The sequence below is a fragment of the Pseudomonas sp. I2 genome, assembly GCF_040984075.1.
GTDB lineage: Bacteria > Pseudomonadota > Gammaproteobacteria > Pseudomonadales > Pseudomonadaceae > Aquipseudomonas > Aquipseudomonas guariconensis_B.
Genome location: NZ_JBCGFQ010000077.1, coordinates 1 through 14,619, shown reverse-complemented (window position 1 = coordinate 14,619; position 14,619 = coordinate 1). Strand labels below are relative to the sequence as shown.

Annotated in this window: 16 protein-coding genes and 1 pseudogene; 10 read left to right on the top strand and 7 right to left on the bottom strand. The window is 61.3% G+C overall.

All coding sequences use genetic code 11. The annotated features are described in order from the left end of the window. Nucleotides 1-198 (bottom strand): LysR family transcriptional regulator (locus WCE05_RS24660; RefSeq protein WP_368816752.1); only part of this gene is annotated, 198 nt, incomplete at its 3' end. A 99-nt stretch (nt 199-297) separates the two neighbouring features. On the opposite strand from WCE05_RS24660, the gene WCE05_RS24655 reads away from it, so the two are divergent. The 4 genes from WCE05_RS24655 to WCE05_RS24640 all read left to right on the top strand — a co-directional run bounded on the left by WCE05_RS24655 (nt 298) and on the right by WCE05_RS24640 (nt 3,497). After that, complete coding sequence (locus WCE05_RS24655; protein ID WP_225789484.1) at nt 298-684, top strand: CidA/LrgA family protein; 387 nt, start codon at nt 298-300, stop codon at nt 682-684. Next, on the top strand, nt 674-1,360 hold the full coding sequence (locus WCE05_RS24650) for an LrgB family protein (RefSeq protein WP_225789483.1): 687 nt from the start codon (nt 674-676) through the stop codon (nt 1,358-1,360). The genes WCE05_RS24655 and WCE05_RS24650 overlap by 11 nt, the downstream gene beginning before the upstream one ends. Before the next feature lie 176 nt (nt 1,361-1,536). Beyond that, the gene (locus WCE05_RS24645; RefSeq protein ID WP_225789482.1) at nt 1,537-2,442 is read left to right on the top strand and encodes an alpha/beta fold hydrolase; all 906 of its coding nucleotides are present in this window, start codon (nt 1,537-1,539) and stop codon (nt 2,440-2,442) included. 140 nt (nt 2,443-2,582) lie between these two features. Then, entirely contained in the window at nt 2,583-3,497 is a 915-nt protein-coding gene (locus tag WCE05_RS24640; protein ID WP_225789481.1) for an SDR family oxidoreductase, read from the top strand. A 436-nt stretch (nt 3,498-3,933) separates the two neighbouring features. Here WCE05_RS24640 and WCE05_RS24635 read toward each other — a convergent pair whose 3' ends face one another. Then, complete coding sequence (locus tag WCE05_RS24635; RefSeq protein WP_225789480.1) at nt 3,934-4,716, bottom strand: IclR family transcriptional regulator; 783 nt, start codon at nt 4,714-4,716, stop codon at nt 3,934-3,936. A 197-nt stretch (nt 4,717-4,913) separates the two neighbouring features. Between WCE05_RS24635 and hmgA the strand changes: the two genes are divergently transcribed. The 3 genes from hmgA to maiA are packed head-to-tail and all read left to right on the top strand — an operon-like array spanning nt 4,914 to nt 8,155. Further along, nucleotides 4,914-6,215: a homogentisate 1,2-dioxygenase gene (hmgA, locus tag WCE05_RS24630; RefSeq protein WP_368816751.1), complete on the top strand. Its 1,302-nt coding sequence runs from the start codon at nt 4,914-4,916 to the stop codon at nt 6,213-6,215. Between the two features lie 3 nt (nt 6,216-6,218). Further along, complete coding sequence (gene fahA / locus WCE05_RS24625; RefSeq protein WP_225789478.1) at nt 6,219-7,511, top strand: fumarylacetoacetase; 1,293 nt, start codon at nt 6,219-6,221, stop codon at nt 7,509-7,511. 11 nt (nt 7,512-7,522) lie between these two features. After that, nucleotides 7,523-8,155: a maleylacetoacetate isomerase gene (gene maiA, locus WCE05_RS24620; protein ID WP_368816750.1), complete on the top strand. Its 633-nt coding sequence runs from the start codon at nt 7,523-7,525 to the stop codon at nt 8,153-8,155. Here maiA and WCE05_RS24615 read toward each other — a convergent pair. Further along, a complete protein-coding gene (locus tag WCE05_RS24615) occupies nt 8,149-8,955 on the bottom strand; it encodes a SirB1 family protein (RefSeq protein WP_225789476.1) in 807 nt (268 codons plus the stop codon). The genes maiA and WCE05_RS24615 overlap by 7 nt on opposite strands. A gap of 123 nt (nt 8,956-9,078) precedes the next feature. Between WCE05_RS24615 and WCE05_RS24610 the strand changes: the two genes are divergently transcribed. Beyond that, a complete protein-coding gene (locus WCE05_RS24610; protein WP_225789475.1) occupies nt 9,079-10,098 on the top strand; it encodes a Glu/Leu/Phe/Val dehydrogenase dimerization domain-containing protein in 1,020 nt (339 codons plus the stop codon). Between the two features lie 139 nt (nt 10,099-10,237). On the opposite strand, the gene WCE05_RS24605 is transcribed toward WCE05_RS24610, so the two are convergent. Next, nucleotides 10,238-10,501 (bottom strand): YebG family protein, encoded by a 264-nt coding sequence (locus WCE05_RS24605; RefSeq protein ID WP_253079967.1) that lies wholly within the window; start codon nt 10,499-10,501, stop codon nt 10,238-10,240. Between the two features lie 252 nt (nt 10,502-10,753). Between WCE05_RS24605 and WCE05_RS24600 the strand changes: the two genes are divergently transcribed. Continuing rightward, complete coding sequence (locus tag WCE05_RS24600) at nt 10,754-11,227, top strand: phosphate-starvation-inducible protein PsiE (protein ID WP_368816749.1); 474 nt, start codon at nt 10,754-10,756, stop codon at nt 11,225-11,227. 157 nt (nt 11,228-11,384) lie between these two features. Here WCE05_RS24600 and WCE05_RS24595 read toward each other — a convergent pair whose 3' ends face one another. After that, nucleotides 11,385-13,310, bottom strand: a complete 1,926-nt coding sequence (locus tag WCE05_RS24595) for an ATP-dependent endonuclease (protein ID WP_368816748.1) — start codon at nt 13,308-13,310, stop codon at nt 11,385-11,387. Nucleotides 13,311-13,425: 115 nt separating this feature from the next. Here WCE05_RS24595 and WCE05_RS24590 point away from each other — a divergent pair. Further along, nucleotides 13,426-13,665, top strand: a pseudogene (locus WCE05_RS24590) (phosphate-starvation-inducible PsiE family protein); the annotation flags it as partial. A 75-nt stretch (nt 13,666-13,740) separates the two neighbouring features. On the opposite strand, the gene WCE05_RS24585 reads toward WCE05_RS24590, so the two are convergent. Continuing rightward, entirely contained in the window at nt 13,741-14,043 is a 303-nt protein-coding gene (locus WCE05_RS24585; protein WP_225789472.1) for a DUF3509 domain-containing protein, read from the bottom strand. Nucleotides 14,044-14,166: 123 nt separating this feature from the next. After that, nucleotides 14,167-14,502: an HPF/RaiA family ribosome-associated protein gene (locus tag WCE05_RS24580; protein WP_225789471.1), complete on the bottom strand. Its 336-nt coding sequence runs from the start codon at nt 14,500-14,502 to the stop codon at nt 14,167-14,169. Nucleotides 14,503-14,619: the final 117 nt, after the last annotated feature.

Below are 14,619 nucleotides of genomic sequence, written 5' to 3'. Positions count from 1 at the left end.
TTCGAGGACGATGCGCCCGGCAGCCGTCAGGTGCAGCTGCGAGCCCTGGCGCTCCAAGAGCGGCTGGCCGAGGTCCTGCTCGAGCTGGGCAACCTGCTTGCTCACCGCCGATTGGCTGATGTGCAGGGTCTGGGCTGCCTGGGTGAAGCCCCCTCGATGCACCACTTCGATGAAACTGCGCAGCTGTTTGAATTCCATGTGTAGAATTCCATTATGGAATGGCGATCAGTCTAACAATTCGCTTCTGGCCTAGGCAGGTGAAAACTTAAAATGAACGCCTGTCGAGGACTCCGTACCATGAAACCCCTGTCGTTGAAAAAATGCCTACGCCTGCTCGCCGAGCTGGCGATCCTGCTTGCCCTGTTCCTGCTTGGCGGCCAGCTCGCCGTCTGGCTGGGGTGGCCGATTCCCGGCGGGGTGATGGGGCTGGCGCTGCTGTTGCTGCTGTTCGCCTGCGGTGTGGTGAAGCCGGCCATGCTGCAGCTGGGGGCCGGCTGGCTGATGGCAGAGATGCTGCTGTTCTTCATCCCGGCGTTGATGAGCCTGCTCGACTACGGCAACCTGCTGCGCAACGAGGGCTGGCGCATCCTGCTGGTGATCGCCGTGAGTACCTTGCTGGTGATGGTGGTCACGGCCGTGACCGTCGAGCTGGTGTGCCGCTGGAGGCTGCGCCATGAGCCTTGAACCCATGCCGTTGTTCTGGCTGGCGCTGACCCTGCTGGCCTACCTGGGCAGCCGTTGGCTGTACCGGCGCAGCGGGCGCTACCTGCTGTCGCCGCTGATCCTGGTGCCGGCCCTGTTGCTGGCGGTGGCTGTGCCGCTGCACACCGCTTACGCCGAATACGCGCGCAACACCCACTGGCTGATGAGCGTGCTGGGCCCGGTGACGGTGGCCTTCGCCGTGCCGATCTGGCAACAGCGGGCTTTGCTGGCGCGGCACTGGCCGGCGCTGCTGGTGGGCATGCTGGCCGGTAGCGGCGCTTCGATCGCCAGTTCCTGGGGCTTGGCGCACCTGCTGGCGCTGGACGAGTCGGTCAGCCTGTCGCTGCTGCCGCGTTCGATCACCACGCCGTTCGCCATGCCGCTGGCCCGTGACCTCGGTGGCGTGCCGGAGCTGACCGCCGTGTTCGTCATGTTCACCGGCGTGCTCGGTGCAGTGTTCGGCGGCATCCTGCTGCGCTGGCTGCCCCTGCGCACGCCCTTGGCCCGCGGCGCGCTATTCGGTGTCGGCGCCCATGGCGCGGGTGTCAGCCGGGCCCAGGAGGTAGGGGGCGAGGAAGGCTCCGTGGCCGGCCTGGTCATGGTCCTGACCGGCCTGCTCAACCTGTTCGCCGCACCCCTGCTGACGTGGCTGCTCTGACCGTTCATACCGCTGACCCGCAAAGCCAGCAAGCTGGCTGCCAATGCAAGTATCGCCGCCCCATGCGCTGACTAGACTGAGCCTCGACATAGAGAGCACATGTAAGTGCCGAGGTGACACGCAATGAGCGCAACCCTGCCCTATATCGCCAACACTTATCCACCGGGACAACTCTGATGCCACTGGCTGAAATACCATTGTGCGTCTGGCGTACCCGAGGCCAAAGTTTTTCCTTCCGGGGCCAGAGCATCCGTTACTGGACAGCAGGGCAAGGAGAGCCACTGCTACTGCTTCACGGTTTCCCCACCGCCAGCTGGGATTGGCACTACCTGTGGGCACCCCTGACCCAGCGCTTCCGTGTGCTGGCCTGCGACATGCTCGGCTTTGGCGATTCGGCCAAGCCGCTTGACCACGACTACAGCCTGATGGAGCAGGCCGACCTGCAACAGGCCCTGCTCGCGCACCTGCGCATCGATCAGCCAGTCCACCTGCTGGCCCACGACTACGGTGGCAGCGTGGCCCAGGAGCTGCTGGCCCGGCACCACGAGCGACGCCTGGAAGTCGCCAGCTGCGCGTTCCTCAACAGCGGCCTGTTCCCCGAGTGCTACCAGGTGCTGCTGCTCCAGAAGCTCTTGCTCAGCCCCTTGGGCTGGTTGGTGGGCCGCAGTTTCGGGCGGGACGATCTGGTGCGCAACGTCAGCCATATCTACGGACCCTGCACCCATCCCAGCGAAAGTGCCCTGGATGACTACTGGAGCCTGATCGTCTCCAACCGTGGCACGCGCATCCTGCACAAGCTGATCAGCTACCTGCCCGAACGCCGGGTGCATCGCGAGCGCTGGGTCGGTGCGCTGCAGCGCCGGGGCGTGCCGCTGCGCTTCATCAATGGCGTGGTCGACCCGGTCTCCGGCGCGCGGATGGTCGAGCGCTACCGACAACTGGTGCCGGAGCCGGACACCGTGTCGCTGCAGGGTATCGGCCACTACCCGCACACCGAGGCGCCGCTGCAGGTGCTGCGGCATTACCTGGCCTTTCGCGAGCAGCCCCTGACGTGCTTCACGCAGAAAGTCGCCTGGTCCTGAAGGCGGGTCGCACAGATTAGGCGGTGGGCGATCATCGGCCTGTCTTATCGCCCGCCATTCAGCCCCCGTGCGCTTGATTGTCCGCCGTCTGCGGCTGGCGGACACTGCCCGGACCCCAATCCCTGCCTGGAGCCTTGGACATGAGCGAAGCGGTACGACTGCAAGATCGTGTGGTGATCGTCACGGGGGCCGGTGGCGGCCTGGGCAGGGCCCATGCGTTGCTGTTCGCCGCGCGTGGGGCCAAGGTGGTGGTCAACGACCTGGGGGGCTCGACCCACGGCGAAGGCGCCAGCGCCTCGGCGGCCGACCGAGTGGTGGAGGAGATCCGCGCAGCGGGTGGCATGGCGGTGGCCAACCATGACTCGGTCACCGACGGCGCACGCATCGTCGAGCAGGCCCTGGATTGCTTCGGCCGGGTCGATGTGCTGGTGAACAATGCCGGCATCCTGCGCGACAAGACCTTCCACAAGATGGAGGACGGCGATTGGGACCTGGTCTACCGGGTCCATGTGGAGGGGGCCTACAAGGTCACCCACGCCGCCTGGCCACACTTGCGCGAGCAGAACTGGGGGCGGGTGATCTTCACCGCGTCGACCTCCGGCATCTACGGCAACTTCGGCCAGGCCAACTACGGCATGGCCAAGCTGGGTCTGTATGGCCTGACCCGTACCCTGGCCATCGAAGGACGCAGGCACGGCATCCTGGTCAACGCCATCGCCCCCACCGGCGGGACGCGCATGACCGAAGGGTTGATTCCGCCCCAGGTGTTCGAGCGGCTCAAGCCCGAGCTGGTCAGCCCGCTGGTGGTGTACCTGGGCAGCGAGCGCTGCGAGGACAGCGGGCAACTGTTCGAAGTGGGCGGCGGTTGGGTCGGCAAGGTGCGCTGGGAGCGTAGCCTGGGTGTCGGCTTCGATCCTCGGGAAGGCTTTACCCCGGAGCAGGTGGCGGACAACTGGGGACGGATCTGCGATTTCGACGGCGCGGTGCATCCCGAGGACAGCCTGCAAGCGTTGCAGCAAATGATGGCGAACCTGCAGAAGTATCCGCTGGGTTGAGGCCATTGGGGCTGCGCAGCCCATCGCCGGCAAGCCGGCTCCCACAGGAGCCCCGTTGCCCTTTCGGCCTCTGTTCTCCGCGTGCAGGGTAATCCTCCACAGATGTTCCCGGCAGGGCACATGATTTGTGAACGCCGCTGGACCTGTGGGAGCTGGCTTGCCGGCGATGGGCCGCGCAGCGGCCCCGATATTCCTGCAGACATAAAAAAGGCCACTGCAAACGCAGCGGCCAATCGAGACGTTAGATCAAGGAGCTTCAAAATCAACGTCGGTGAACCTTGCAGGCCCGAAGAACAGGGGGAGAGCCCTTCGTGCCAGCCAGTGAGGTCAGAATAAGCGCTTGATCCCGTAGGAAAAATAGCGACTTCCGACATTCACCTTTACGTTTAGGGTAAAAGTCCTGGCACGAACCGTGCCCCTCACGCGATACGCCGTGTCAGTGCGCTGGCGCGTAGCCCATCCGCCAACTGGCAGCCTGCGTCGCCGCCAGCAAGCGCTGGGCCGCCGGGCCATGTTCGTCGGCATGGAAGATCGACGTCGGGCCGACCACGGTCATCACCGCAGCGATCTGGCCCATGGCATTGAACACCGGTGCCGACAGGGCATCCACGCCCGGCATCAGCAGACCATGCACATGGTGCAGGCCGCGCTCGCGGATCTGCGTCAGCAACGGCGCATAGTCGCTGAACGGCTGGTTCAGCGTGGCCAGCTCCCGCTCGCGCAACTCGACAGTTTCGCGCTCCGGCAGGTAGGCGGCGAACACCAGTCCCGTGGAGGAGCTGAGCAGCGGCAGGACCGAGCCGATCTGCGTCACCACCGTCACCGCGCGTACCGCCGGTTCGATGCTCACCACCGTGGCGCCCTGGTTGCCCCACACGGCCACGAAACAGCTCTCGTTGAGCGCGTCGCGCAGTTGCGACAGCGGCAGGGCCGACACCTTCAGCACATCGATGCTCCCCAGCGCAGCCATCCCCACCCGCAGGGCCTCGCGCCCCAGCCCGTAGTGGTTGGTGGCCGGGTCCTGCTCGGCGAAGCCGCTGGCGATCAGCGCCTGCAGGTAGCGGTGCACCTTGCTGGCGGGCATGTCCACATGCTCAGCCAGGCGCGACAGGGAGGTGGACGGCGAGAGTTCGGCAAGGGCCTTGAGAATATCGGTGCCGACTTCCGCCGAGCGAACCTTCTGCTTGCCGTTGTCGGCGGGGGAGCTGGCTTTGGCCATGGGCTTGGGCATCCAGGGAGACAGATGGGCGTCTTTATAGCTTGACGGCATGTGGCAATCAAATTACGTTATTCGTAATCTGATTACGATAAAAACAATGCAGACGCGCTGCCACGCCTGGGTCGATCGCCGGAAAGAGCCGGAACGGGCCAGCAGCCAGCTGCCAGCAACGGCTCCCTGGGAGCCCGGAGGCACCGATGAATCGCGACCATTCCCCTGTTCTTGAATACCTGAGCGGGTTCGGCAACGAATTCGCCAGCGAGGCGTTGCCCGGCGCCCTGCCTGTGGGGCAGAACTCGCCGCAGAAAGCCCCTTATGGCCTGTACGCCGAGCTGCTCTCGGGCACCGCGTTCACCATGCCGCGCAGCGAACTGCGCCGCACCTGGCTGTACCGCATCCGCCCCTCGGCCCTGCACCCGCGCTTCGAGCGCCTGGAGCGCCAGCCACTGGGCAGCCCGCTGGGCGACGTCACCCCCAACCGCCTGCGCTGGAGCTCACAGCCGATCCCGTCCGAGTCCACCGACTTCATCGAGGGCTGGGTGCCCATGGTGGCCAACTCGGCGGCGCAGAAGCCGGCTGGCGTGAGCATCTACATCTACCGCGCCAACCGCTCCATGGAGCGGGTGTTCTTCAACGCCGACGGTGAGCTGCTGCTGGTGCCGGAGCAGGGCCGCCTGCGCATCGCCACCGAGCTGGGCGTGATGGAGGTCGAGCCGCTGGAGATCGCCGTGATCCCGCGCGGCATGAAGTTCCGCGTCGAACTGCTCGACGGCCAGGCCCGTGGCTACATCGCCGAGAACCATGGCGCGCCGCTGCGCATCCCGGATCTGGGGCCGATCGGCAGCAATGGCCTGGCCAACCCGCGTGACTTCCTCACCCCGGTCGCCCACTACGAGGAGGCCGAGGGGCCTGTGCAACTGGTGCAGAAGTTCCTCGGCGAACACTGGGCCTGCGAGCTCCAGCACTCGCCGCTGGACGTGGTGGCATGGCATGGTAGCAACGTGCCCTACAAGTACGACCTGCGCCGTTTCAACACCATCGGCACGGTCAGCTTCGACCACCCGGACCCGTCGATCTTCACTGTGCTGACCTCGCCGACCAGCGTCCACGGCCTGGCCAACATGGATTTCGTGATCTTCCCGCCGCGCTGGATGGTGGCCGAGAACACCTTCCGTCCGCCATGGTTCCACCGCAACCTGATGAACGAGTTCATGGGCCTGATCCACGGCGCCTACGATGCCAAGGCCGAAGGCTTCCTGCCCGGCGGCGCTTCGCTGCATGGCGTGATGAGCGCCCACGGCCCGGATGCCGAGACCTGCGCCAAGGCCATCGCCGCCGACCTGGCGCCGCACAAGATCGACGACACCATGGCGTTCATGTTCGAGACCAGCCAGGTGCTGCGTCCGAGCCGCCATGCCCTGGAGTGCCCGCAACTGCAGGCCGACTACGATAGTTGCTGGGCCACCTTGCCGAGCACCTTCAACCCGAACCGGAGATAACCCATGAACCAGACCGCCATCGCCCGCAGTTGGGTCGAGCACGCCAACGGCCACCGCGACTTCCCGTTGCAGAACCTGCCCCTGGGCATCTTCAGCCGCCCGGGCGAAGCGCTGCGTTGCGGCGTGGCCATCGGCGACGCCATCCTCGACCTGGAGGCGGTACTGGCCGCCGGGCTGTTCGACGGCGAGGCCAAGGCCGCGGTGCAAGCCACCCGTGGCGGCGCGCTGAACGCCTTCTTCGCCCTCGGCCGCCCGGCCCGTGTCGCCCTGCGCGAGCGCCTGCTGGCGCTGCTCGGCGAGCACAGCGAGCACCAGGCGGCGCTGAAAGCGGCGCTGTACCCGGCCAGCGAGTGCCAGATGCACCTGCCGGCCAAGGTCGGCGACTACACCGACTTCTACGTGGGCATCGAGCACGCCAAGAACGTCGGCAAGCTGTTCCGCCCAGACAACCCGCTGCTGCCCAACTACAAGTACGTGCCCATCGGCTACCATGGCCGTGCTTCGACCATCCGCCCCTCCGGCACCGACGTGCGCCGGCCCAAGGGCCAGACGCTGCCGGCCGGGCAGGCCGAGCCGAGCTTCGGCCCTTGCGCGCGCCTGGACTACGAGCTGGAGCTGGGTATCTGGATCGGCCAGGGCAACGCCATGGGCCAGCCCATCCCGGTAGGCGACGCCGCCGAGCACGTGGCCGGCTTCTGCCTGCTCAACGACTGGTCGGCGCGTGACATCCAGGCCTGGGAATACCAGCCGCTGGGCCCATTCCTGTCCAAGAGCTTCATCACCACCGTCTCGCCCTGGGTGGTCACCGCCGAGGCCTTGGAGCCGTTCCGCTGCGCCCAGCCGGCCCGCCCGCAAGGCGACCCGCAGCCACTGTCGTACCTGCTGGACACCCGTGACCAGGCCAACGGCGCCTTCGACATCGAACTGGAAGTGCTGCTGCTCACCGAGCGCATGCGCGAGGAGGGCTTGCCGGCCCATCGCCTGACCCTGAGCAATACCCGCAGCATGTACTGGACCGTGGCGCAGATGGTCGCCCACCACAGCGTCAACGGCTGCCAGTTGCAGCCGGGCGACCTGTTCGGTTCGGGTACCCTGTCTGGCGCGGTGCCTGGCTCCTTCGGCAGCCTGCTGGAGATCACCGAGGGCGGCAAGCACCCGGTGGAGCTGGCCAGCGGCGAGGTGCGCAAGTTCCTCGAGGACGGCGACGAGATCATCCTGCGCGCCCGCTGCACCCGCGACGGCGTGGCCAGCATCGGCTTCGGCGAATGCCGCGGCAAGATCCTGGCGGCCAACTGAGGGGCAGGGCGATGGAGCTGTTCACCTACTACCGTTCCACCTCCTCGTATCGGGTGCGCATCGCCCTGGCGCTCAAGGGCCTGGATTACCAGGCCCTGCCGGTGAACCTGCTGCAGGGCGAGCAGCACACGGCGGGCTACCTGGCGCTCAATCCCCAGGGCCGCGTGCCGGCCCTGCGTACCGACGGCGGCGCACTGCTGGTGCAGTCGCCGGCGATCATCGAGTACCTGGAAGAGGTTCATCCACAGCCGGCGCTGTTGCCAGCCGATGCCGAGGCGCGCGCCAAGGTACGTAGCGTGGCGGCGATCATCGGCTGCGACATCCACCCGCTGCACAACGTCAGCGTGCTCAAGCAATTGCGCCAGTTGGGCCATGACGAGGCCCAGGTCAACCAGTGGATCGCCCATTGGATTGGCCAGGGCCTGGCAGCTGTCGAGCAGTTGATCGGCGACGAGGGCTTCTGCTTCGGCGACGAGCCTGGGCTGGCGGATGTCTACCTGATCCCGCAGCTGTATGCGTCCGAGCGCTTCAACGTCGACCTCGGCAGCTTCCCGAGGATCCGCCGCGTCGCCGCCCTGGCCGAGGCGCATCCCGCCTTTCTCAAGGCCCACCCTTCCTGCCAGGTGGACACACCGGCTCAGTGAATCGAGCGCTTCGCCGAGGGTAGCTGGGCGAGGCGTTCGCTCAGCTTGAGGCGCTGCACCGGGTCGTCAGTCAGCAGCAGGGCATGCTCCAGGTCGAAGCGTTCGGCCTGGGGGCAGTCCAGATGCTGGTAGAGGGTGGCGCGGGCCAGGTAGTCGTTGACCGTCACCGGCCCCAGTTGCATGACCCGCTCGGCGTCGATCAGCGCGGCCAGGTCGTTGTCGTTGCTGGTGTGCAACTGGCGCAGGTTGCGTGACAGGCGCTGGAGCATCTGCAGGGGGCTGGCCGTGCGCAGGTGCTCGGCGCTCAGCGGCAGGTGCGGGCCGAACTGGCGGGCGAGCAGTTCGCGGCAGTCGGTCGGATACAGGCGCCGTCCGCCGCACGGGTCGAGCAGGTGATCGGCGCCCGGCACGCGCAGCAGGAAGTGGCCGGGAAAGTTCACGCCTTCCAGGGGAATCGACAGGCGCCGGGCCAGCTCCAGGGCGAGGATGGCCAACGGCAGCGGTTGCCCGCGTCGACGCTGCAAGACCTTGTCCATCAAGGCGGCCTGGGGGCGCAGGGGATGGTACTCGTCCTGCTGGAAACCCAGGGCGTTGAGTTGGCGCAGCAGTGGCTGGGCCAGTTCGCCGAGCGGCAGCATCGGCAGGTTGGCGCTGACCTGGCGTTGCAGCTCGTGCAGCTGGGCAAGGCCTGCCGCCGGCTCTACCGTCCGGTCATGTTCGGCGGCGATCCACAGGGTCGCCTCCAACAGGGCGACAGGTTCGCGTTCCAGGCAGGCCAGGCAGGCTTGACGTGGGTTCATGGGCATCTCCACACACGCTTATCTTTTAGCCCTGGCGCCGTGATTCGTCCAGTGGTCCGTCAGGGGATCGAGCGTCAAAGAGCTGCCTATACTGGAAAGAGCACCTCTTCGGGGAGCCCGTTGATGTTCGCGCTCATGCAAAGCACCCGCACCCAGTCGCTGCACCTGTGCATCGACCCGCCCACAGGCCTCAAGGCCGTGGTGGCGATCCACAGCGAGCAATTGGGGCCGGCCATGGGCGGTTGCCGCTACCTGCCCTATGCCGATGACGAAAGCGCCATGACCGATGCCATCCGCCTGGCCCAGGGCATGAGCTACAAGGCGGCCCTCGCTGGCTTGCCGCTGGGCGGCGGCAAGGCGGTGATCATGCGCAATCCGCATGTGGAAAACCGCGCGGCATTGTTCGAGGCCTTCGGCCGTTTCGTCGATACCCTGCAAGGGCGGTTCATCACTGCGGTGGACAGCGGCACCTCGACCCTGGACATGGACTGCATCGCCCAGGTCACCCCCCATGTCACCAGCACCACCGCCTCGGGCGATCCTTCGCCCCACGCGGCCATGGGGGTGTTCGCCGGTATCCGCGCCACGTCCGTGGCCCGGCTGGGCAGCGACAACCTCGAAGGCTTGCGGGTGGCGGTGCAAGGGCTGGGTAACGTCGGCTACGCCCTGGCCGAGCAACTGCATGCGGCGGGAGCGGAGCTGCTGGTCAGCGATCTCGACCCGGGGCGGGTGCGTTTGGCCGTGGAGCAGCTGGATGCGCATCCGGTGACCAACGATGCGCTGATCAGCACGCCTTGCGACATCTTCGCGCCTTGTGGCGTAGGGCCGGTGCTCAATGGCCAGAGCGTGATGCAGCTGCGTTGCGCGGCGGTGGCGGGTGCGGCGAACAATCAGTTGACCACGTTGCAGGTGGCCGACCAGTTGGAGAAGCGCGGCATCCTCTATGCGCCTGACTATGTGATCAATGCCGGTGGCCTGATCTACGTAGCGCTGACCCACTGTGGCGAAGACCTGGGCACCATCACCGCGCACCTGGCGCGCATCCCCACCCGGCTGACCGAAGTGTTCGCCCATGCCCAGGCGGAAAAGCGCTCGCCGGCGCGGGTGGCGCAGATGCTGGCGGAGCGGTTGCTTTACGGGTGAGTTCCGGGGCTGCCCCACGGCAGCCCATCGCCGGCAAGCCCCACAAGTCCTTTGCAGGGCACATTATTGGTGAACAGCGCTGGCCCTGTGGGGGCTTGCCGGCGATGGAGCGCGAAGCGGCCCCAAGCGACGGTGAGGCTTACTCGCCCCCACTACTTTCGAGCAACTCCCCCAGCGCATCCGGCTGGTTCTTGAACGCCCGGGCGAACACATCACGATGCCTGGCCATGTAGATACCGGCTTCCTCGACCTGCTGCTCGCTCAGCGAAGGCACCGCCTTGTGCAACACCTCGGCCAGGCGTTCGGCCAGCTCGAGCATCTTGTCGTGACGATCTGCTTCAGCCTTATCCATGAACAAGCGCTCCGGGTCTCGGCTGCTGCGGTACACCACTTCGACGGCCATTCATCACCTCTGTGCCTTTTGCTGTTGGGGTTACTGGTTAACTGTATTTATATACAGTATCCGTTTCAGCCGCCTCGTTGCAACCACGATGATGGCTTTTCATCTCCAAGGCATTCGGCAAAAGCGTAGCCCACAGGTGCCTTGCGGCAATCGGTCGCCTTCCAAGACGAGGGCCTGGCCCTTTAACTGCATGGCACAAGCGTCACAGGCGTGGCGCATCATCCTTCAGGTCGTATCGGGGAATCGAACATCGTGAACATCAAATGGGCTGAAAAGCTGCGCAAGGGCCTGCATGGCTCCGCCGACTCGCTGGGCAACCTGTGCGTCGAGTCGTTCCACTACCTGGCGTTGTTCGGTATCGGTGGCATCACCGCCTACGCGGCGCTGATGACCTTCCTGGACATGCTGGGCAAGGGCGGGGTGAGCGTGGACGACATCCTGCTGCTGTTCATCTACCTGGAGCTCGGGGCGATGGTAGGTATTTATTTCAAAACCAATCATATGCCTATTAGGTTTCTTCTTTATGTCGCCATCACTGCTTTGACAAGATTGTTGATTGGTGATGTTTCTCATCATAAAGCTCCTGATGCTGGACTTTTATACGTGTGTGGTGGGATTTTATTACTTGCATTCTCTATCTTGGTTGTTCGGTTTGCCTCTTACAAGTATCCTTCTACGAAGAGTATAGATGCCTCTGGAGGAACTGTTGATAATGCAGGTAGTTAGTTGTGTGAGGTGCGGCTCTTGCGTAAGAATAAATTAGATTGAATGTAAATATTTGTAGTTGAAGTTTTTCAAGCGTCTGCAGGAATCCTTAGGTGGATTGAGTGTGAAAGTAGTGCGGATATTTTTGCACTACTTCGCTCATATTATTTGGTGGAGATTAACCTTCGGCTCTTTGTTCGTTTTGTTCAGGATTGAAGAACTGCTCAACAGTCTCTACCCAAGCAGGTTTCGAGTGGTTTGAAAAATATCTCTCGGATATTAGACTCTTGATGTGGTCTTGTGTTAGGAAATTCCTGATTTCTTTCTTTAAGTAATGATCCTCATTACGTAGTGTGAGGAAGTCAAGATCCTGATTTATGCCGGAAAAAGCTGCATCCTTATTTGGAGTTGCAAGTTGGAAGGCTTTTTTTATCTCTTCGGTAGCTTTGCTTTGAACTATGCTTTTGGAGGCATTGTAAAAGTCGACAGGATCAAGCGTATCCTCAAGCTCAGTTTGCGTATGCAGGCCCTTTGAAATTGGAGGGACTAAAAGAGAGTTGCCAGTAGAAGAACAGATTTGAAAGCGTAGGATCCTTAATTTTTTCTGAGCGGGTTTTGATATTGGACTTACTGCTATCATGTCGGTGTCCGTGTCAATCAAGCACAAAACCTTGCCTTTGAGTAGTTCTTGCTCTGCTTTGTCTTCGGCTGCAATCCGCATGTATTCGTAAATTTTCACAACGCCACCTTTTCCGCCGACTGGCAATATATTAAGGTGTTTAGTGGTTTCGGGTAAAAGTTTCTTAAGATAGTTTAGGTCGTCATTTCCTTCACATATTATCCAATTTTGTGAGCTTCCTTTAATCGTTGAAAGTATTGAGGATACTAAGTCGAAGTAGCTTTTCATTTCAAATGAATCAGGGAAGGCTCGTCGTTCTTCTTGTATCTTTGCCAAATTTAAAGACTTTATGAGAGGTTTGTCGCTAAGCTTGCTAATGTGGTTTAGTGTTGCATTCTCGGGGGCCATGAGAAGGCCGTACCAATGAGTTGATATAAATACTTGCTTTTTGAAATCATTAGCTATACTAAATATTCTTTTGAATTGTTGTAGGCAGTTGGTGGGGTTTAGGCTGACTTCAGGCTCGTCAATAGCGATGATTAGTTCTCTAGTCGTCTCGCCACCTTTGCTTAAAAATGCGTAGGCGACATCAATTATCGCTAATCTTTGCTCCCCAGAACTAAGGTTTTGTATCGGTTTTCCATCTTTCTGAAGTAAACGTCTCGAAATGGATTTGTTTATTATGGTGTCTGTTAAGTCAGAGGCTAGCACTCGACCGTGGTTCGCAGTTTTATATTGGTAGCTGCCGTTCAGGCTCTGAAGTTTTTCATTGATCTCGGTGATAAAATTCTCTAGCTTTAAATTGATACTTTTTATTGGGCTTGCAGAGTCGTCATCTTTGTTTAGGATGTCTTCAATTTCTTTTATGAAGTTTTTGTCGAGTAGGGATTGAATTTCTCTTGCTCTGAGATTTAGCAAATCTGCAGGGGAACTGTGAATAGGCAAGTAAGTGTATGCGTATCTATTTAGTATCGAATTTAATGTCTTTTCCTGATCAGAAATACTTATTTTATTTTCTTTCAGAGATGTTTCAAGGGATTTGTGAGAGGATGTGTAGCTAATACCGCCTTGCTGATTTCGGCCTACTACTATGAGGTAGTGCTCAGCTGGCTTGAATTTTGAAAGCGTTTGACTTCTGAATTGTATAAAATCCTTTGATGCATCATTTCGAATTGCTCCGGACCGCTCTGGCAGATTGTAGTTCCAGAAATGGCTGCTAATTGTGTCGAGACATTTATTGCTTCTCAATAAATGTTTAGGTATCAGAAATACTGGACAGATAAATCCATCGGTTTTTTTGGAGAATATGTTCGAGTTCCATTCGCGTCCGTTAAATAGTGTATCCAGAGATTCAAGGATTGAAGATTTGCCAGCACCATTTTGGCCAATAAATATACTCAGATTATGATTTGTATCTTTTACAAAAGGTAAAAAAGTTAGATGTTGATATGTTTTATAGTTTTTAAGAAATAGTCCAACGAGCATCGTTTTTCCTTGACTGTCCAGAAGGTTTTCGGTTGAAAATCATCAAGGAATGATATCAAATTGATTTCAATTGGCCATCTCTCGAATGGCTAATGGTCGACAGGCGACAAGGTCATTCAAGACCAACCACATGCCGATCCGCTTCCTGCTCTACGTGGCGATCACCGCGCTGACCCGCCTGCTGATCGGCGATGTCTCGCACCACAAGGCGCCGGATGCGGGCCTGTTATACCTGTGCGGGGGCATCCTGCTGCTGGCGTTTTCCATCCTGGTGGTGCGCTATGCCTCGTACCGCTACCCCTCCACCCGGGTGATCGATGCCAGTGGCAAGGACCTGGACGACGGCAAGGTCTGAGTTTCTGCCCAGGAGCGGTGGATGTACCGGCGGGGGTTCGAAGCACAATGTGCGCAGGCGCTTCGGCTGGCAGCGCTAGCGGGCGATATTGCTGGGCTGCCAGGCGATACCACGGCGGGTGCCGCCTTCGGTCAGCGCGGCGAGGACTTCCATGACGCTATGGCCCTGCTCGATGGCCAGGCCCAGGCGGATGCTGTCGATGAGCCGCTGCAGGCGTACCGGGTCGTTGCGCTGGGCCTCGGTGATCAGCCGCTTGGCGACCACGCCGCTGTCGTCGGAGAGGGTCAGCATGATGCTGCCGTCCAGGCGTTCGATGCTCAGGTTGACCCGGTATCGGGGGGCGAAGGCGTCGCTGATCTGGTCGAAGGGGTTGTTCATGGTCGGTGTCTGCGAATGAATGTCTGCAGGAATTGACCGGGTGAGCGGGAGGTTGGTTCAGGGCCTTCGATCGGCGGGAACGAAAACGCCCGGTGCGGGCACCGGGCGTCGAGGGCTACAGGGTTACTCGGGCTGGATCACCGAGCGGCGGCTGCGCAGCTTGCCGTAGAAGTGCTCCAGCGCATTGTTCAGCTTGCTGGCGGCACCATCGACCGCCTGGTCCAGCGAGGCGGCGGTGTGGGTCACGGAAATCGGTTGATGGCCTTTCGGGCGAGCCTCCATCTGGCAGCGTTTGTCCTGGGGGCCGGGCTTGGCGCCGTTCTCGTCGCGCAGGTGGACCTCGATGCGGGTGAGGTCGTCCTCGTAGCGTTCGAGCGTGCTTTCCAGCGTGCTGCGGACCCACTCGTTGAGCCGGATGTTGCCTTGGAGGTGATTGCTGCTGTTGACCTGGATTTGCATGATTCAATCCTTATTCAGCTTGCTCGCGTGGAGGCGTGCCTAGGCCACTGAGGCCCTTGGAATTTCTTCGCCTCTTGACTGTAAAGTCAGGCAATGGCGAAACGAATTCAAGCCCTT

What these genes read in the sequence shown, in the direction of transcription:
- WCE05_RS24645 (WP_225789482.1), top strand. Translation starts at nt 1,537, where the DNA reads ATGCCACTGGCTGAAATACCATTGTGCGTCTGGCGTACCCGAGGCCAA.
- hmgA (WP_368816751.1), top strand. Translation starts at nt 4,914, where the DNA reads ATGAATCGCGACCATTCCCCTGTTCTTGAATACCTGAGCGGGTTCGGC.
- WCE05_RS24585 (WP_225789472.1), bottom strand. Translation starts at nt 14,043, where the DNA reads ATGAACAACCCCTTCGACCAGATCAGCGACGCCTTCGCCCCCCGATAC.
- WCE05_RS24615 (WP_225789476.1), bottom strand. Translation starts at nt 8,955, where the DNA reads ATGAACCCACGTCAAGCCTGCCTGGCCTGCCTGGAACGCGAACCTGTC.
- WCE05_RS24640 (WP_225789481.1), top strand. Translation starts at nt 2,583, where the DNA reads ATGAGCGAAGCGGTACGACTGCAAGATCGTGTGGTGATCGTCACGGGG.
- fahA (WP_225789478.1), top strand. Translation starts at nt 6,219, where the DNA reads ATGAACCAGACCGCCATCGCCCGCAGTTGGGTCGAGCACGCCAACGGC.
- WCE05_RS24650 (WP_225789483.1), top strand. Translation starts at nt 674, where the DNA reads ATGAGCCTTGAACCCATGCCGTTGTTCTGGCTGGCGCTGACCCTGCTG.
- WCE05_RS24605 (WP_253079967.1), bottom strand. Translation starts at nt 10,501, where the DNA reads ATGGCCGTCGAAGTGGTGTACCGCAGCAGCCGAGACCCGGAGCGCTTG.
- WCE05_RS24610 (WP_225789475.1), top strand. Translation starts at nt 9,079, where the DNA reads ATGTTCGCGCTCATGCAAAGCACCCGCACCCAGTCGCTGCACCTGTGC.
- maiA (WP_368816750.1), top strand. Translation starts at nt 7,523, where the DNA reads ATGGAGCTGTTCACCTACTACCGTTCCACCTCCTCGTATCGGGTGCGC.
- WCE05_RS24595 (WP_368816748.1), bottom strand. Translation starts at nt 13,310, where the DNA reads ATGCTCGTTGGACTATTTCTTAAAAACTATAAAACATATCAACATCTA.
- WCE05_RS24635 (WP_225789480.1), bottom strand. Translation starts at nt 4,716, where the DNA reads ATGGCCAAAGCCAGCTCCCCCGCCGACAACGGCAAGCAGAAGGTTCGC.
- WCE05_RS24655 (WP_225789484.1), top strand. Translation starts at nt 298, where the DNA reads ATGAAACCCCTGTCGTTGAAAAAATGCCTACGCCTGCTCGCCGAGCTG.
- WCE05_RS24580 (WP_225789471.1), bottom strand. Translation starts at nt 14,502, where the DNA reads ATGCAAATCCAGGTCAACAGCAGCAATCACCTCCAAGGCAACATCCGG.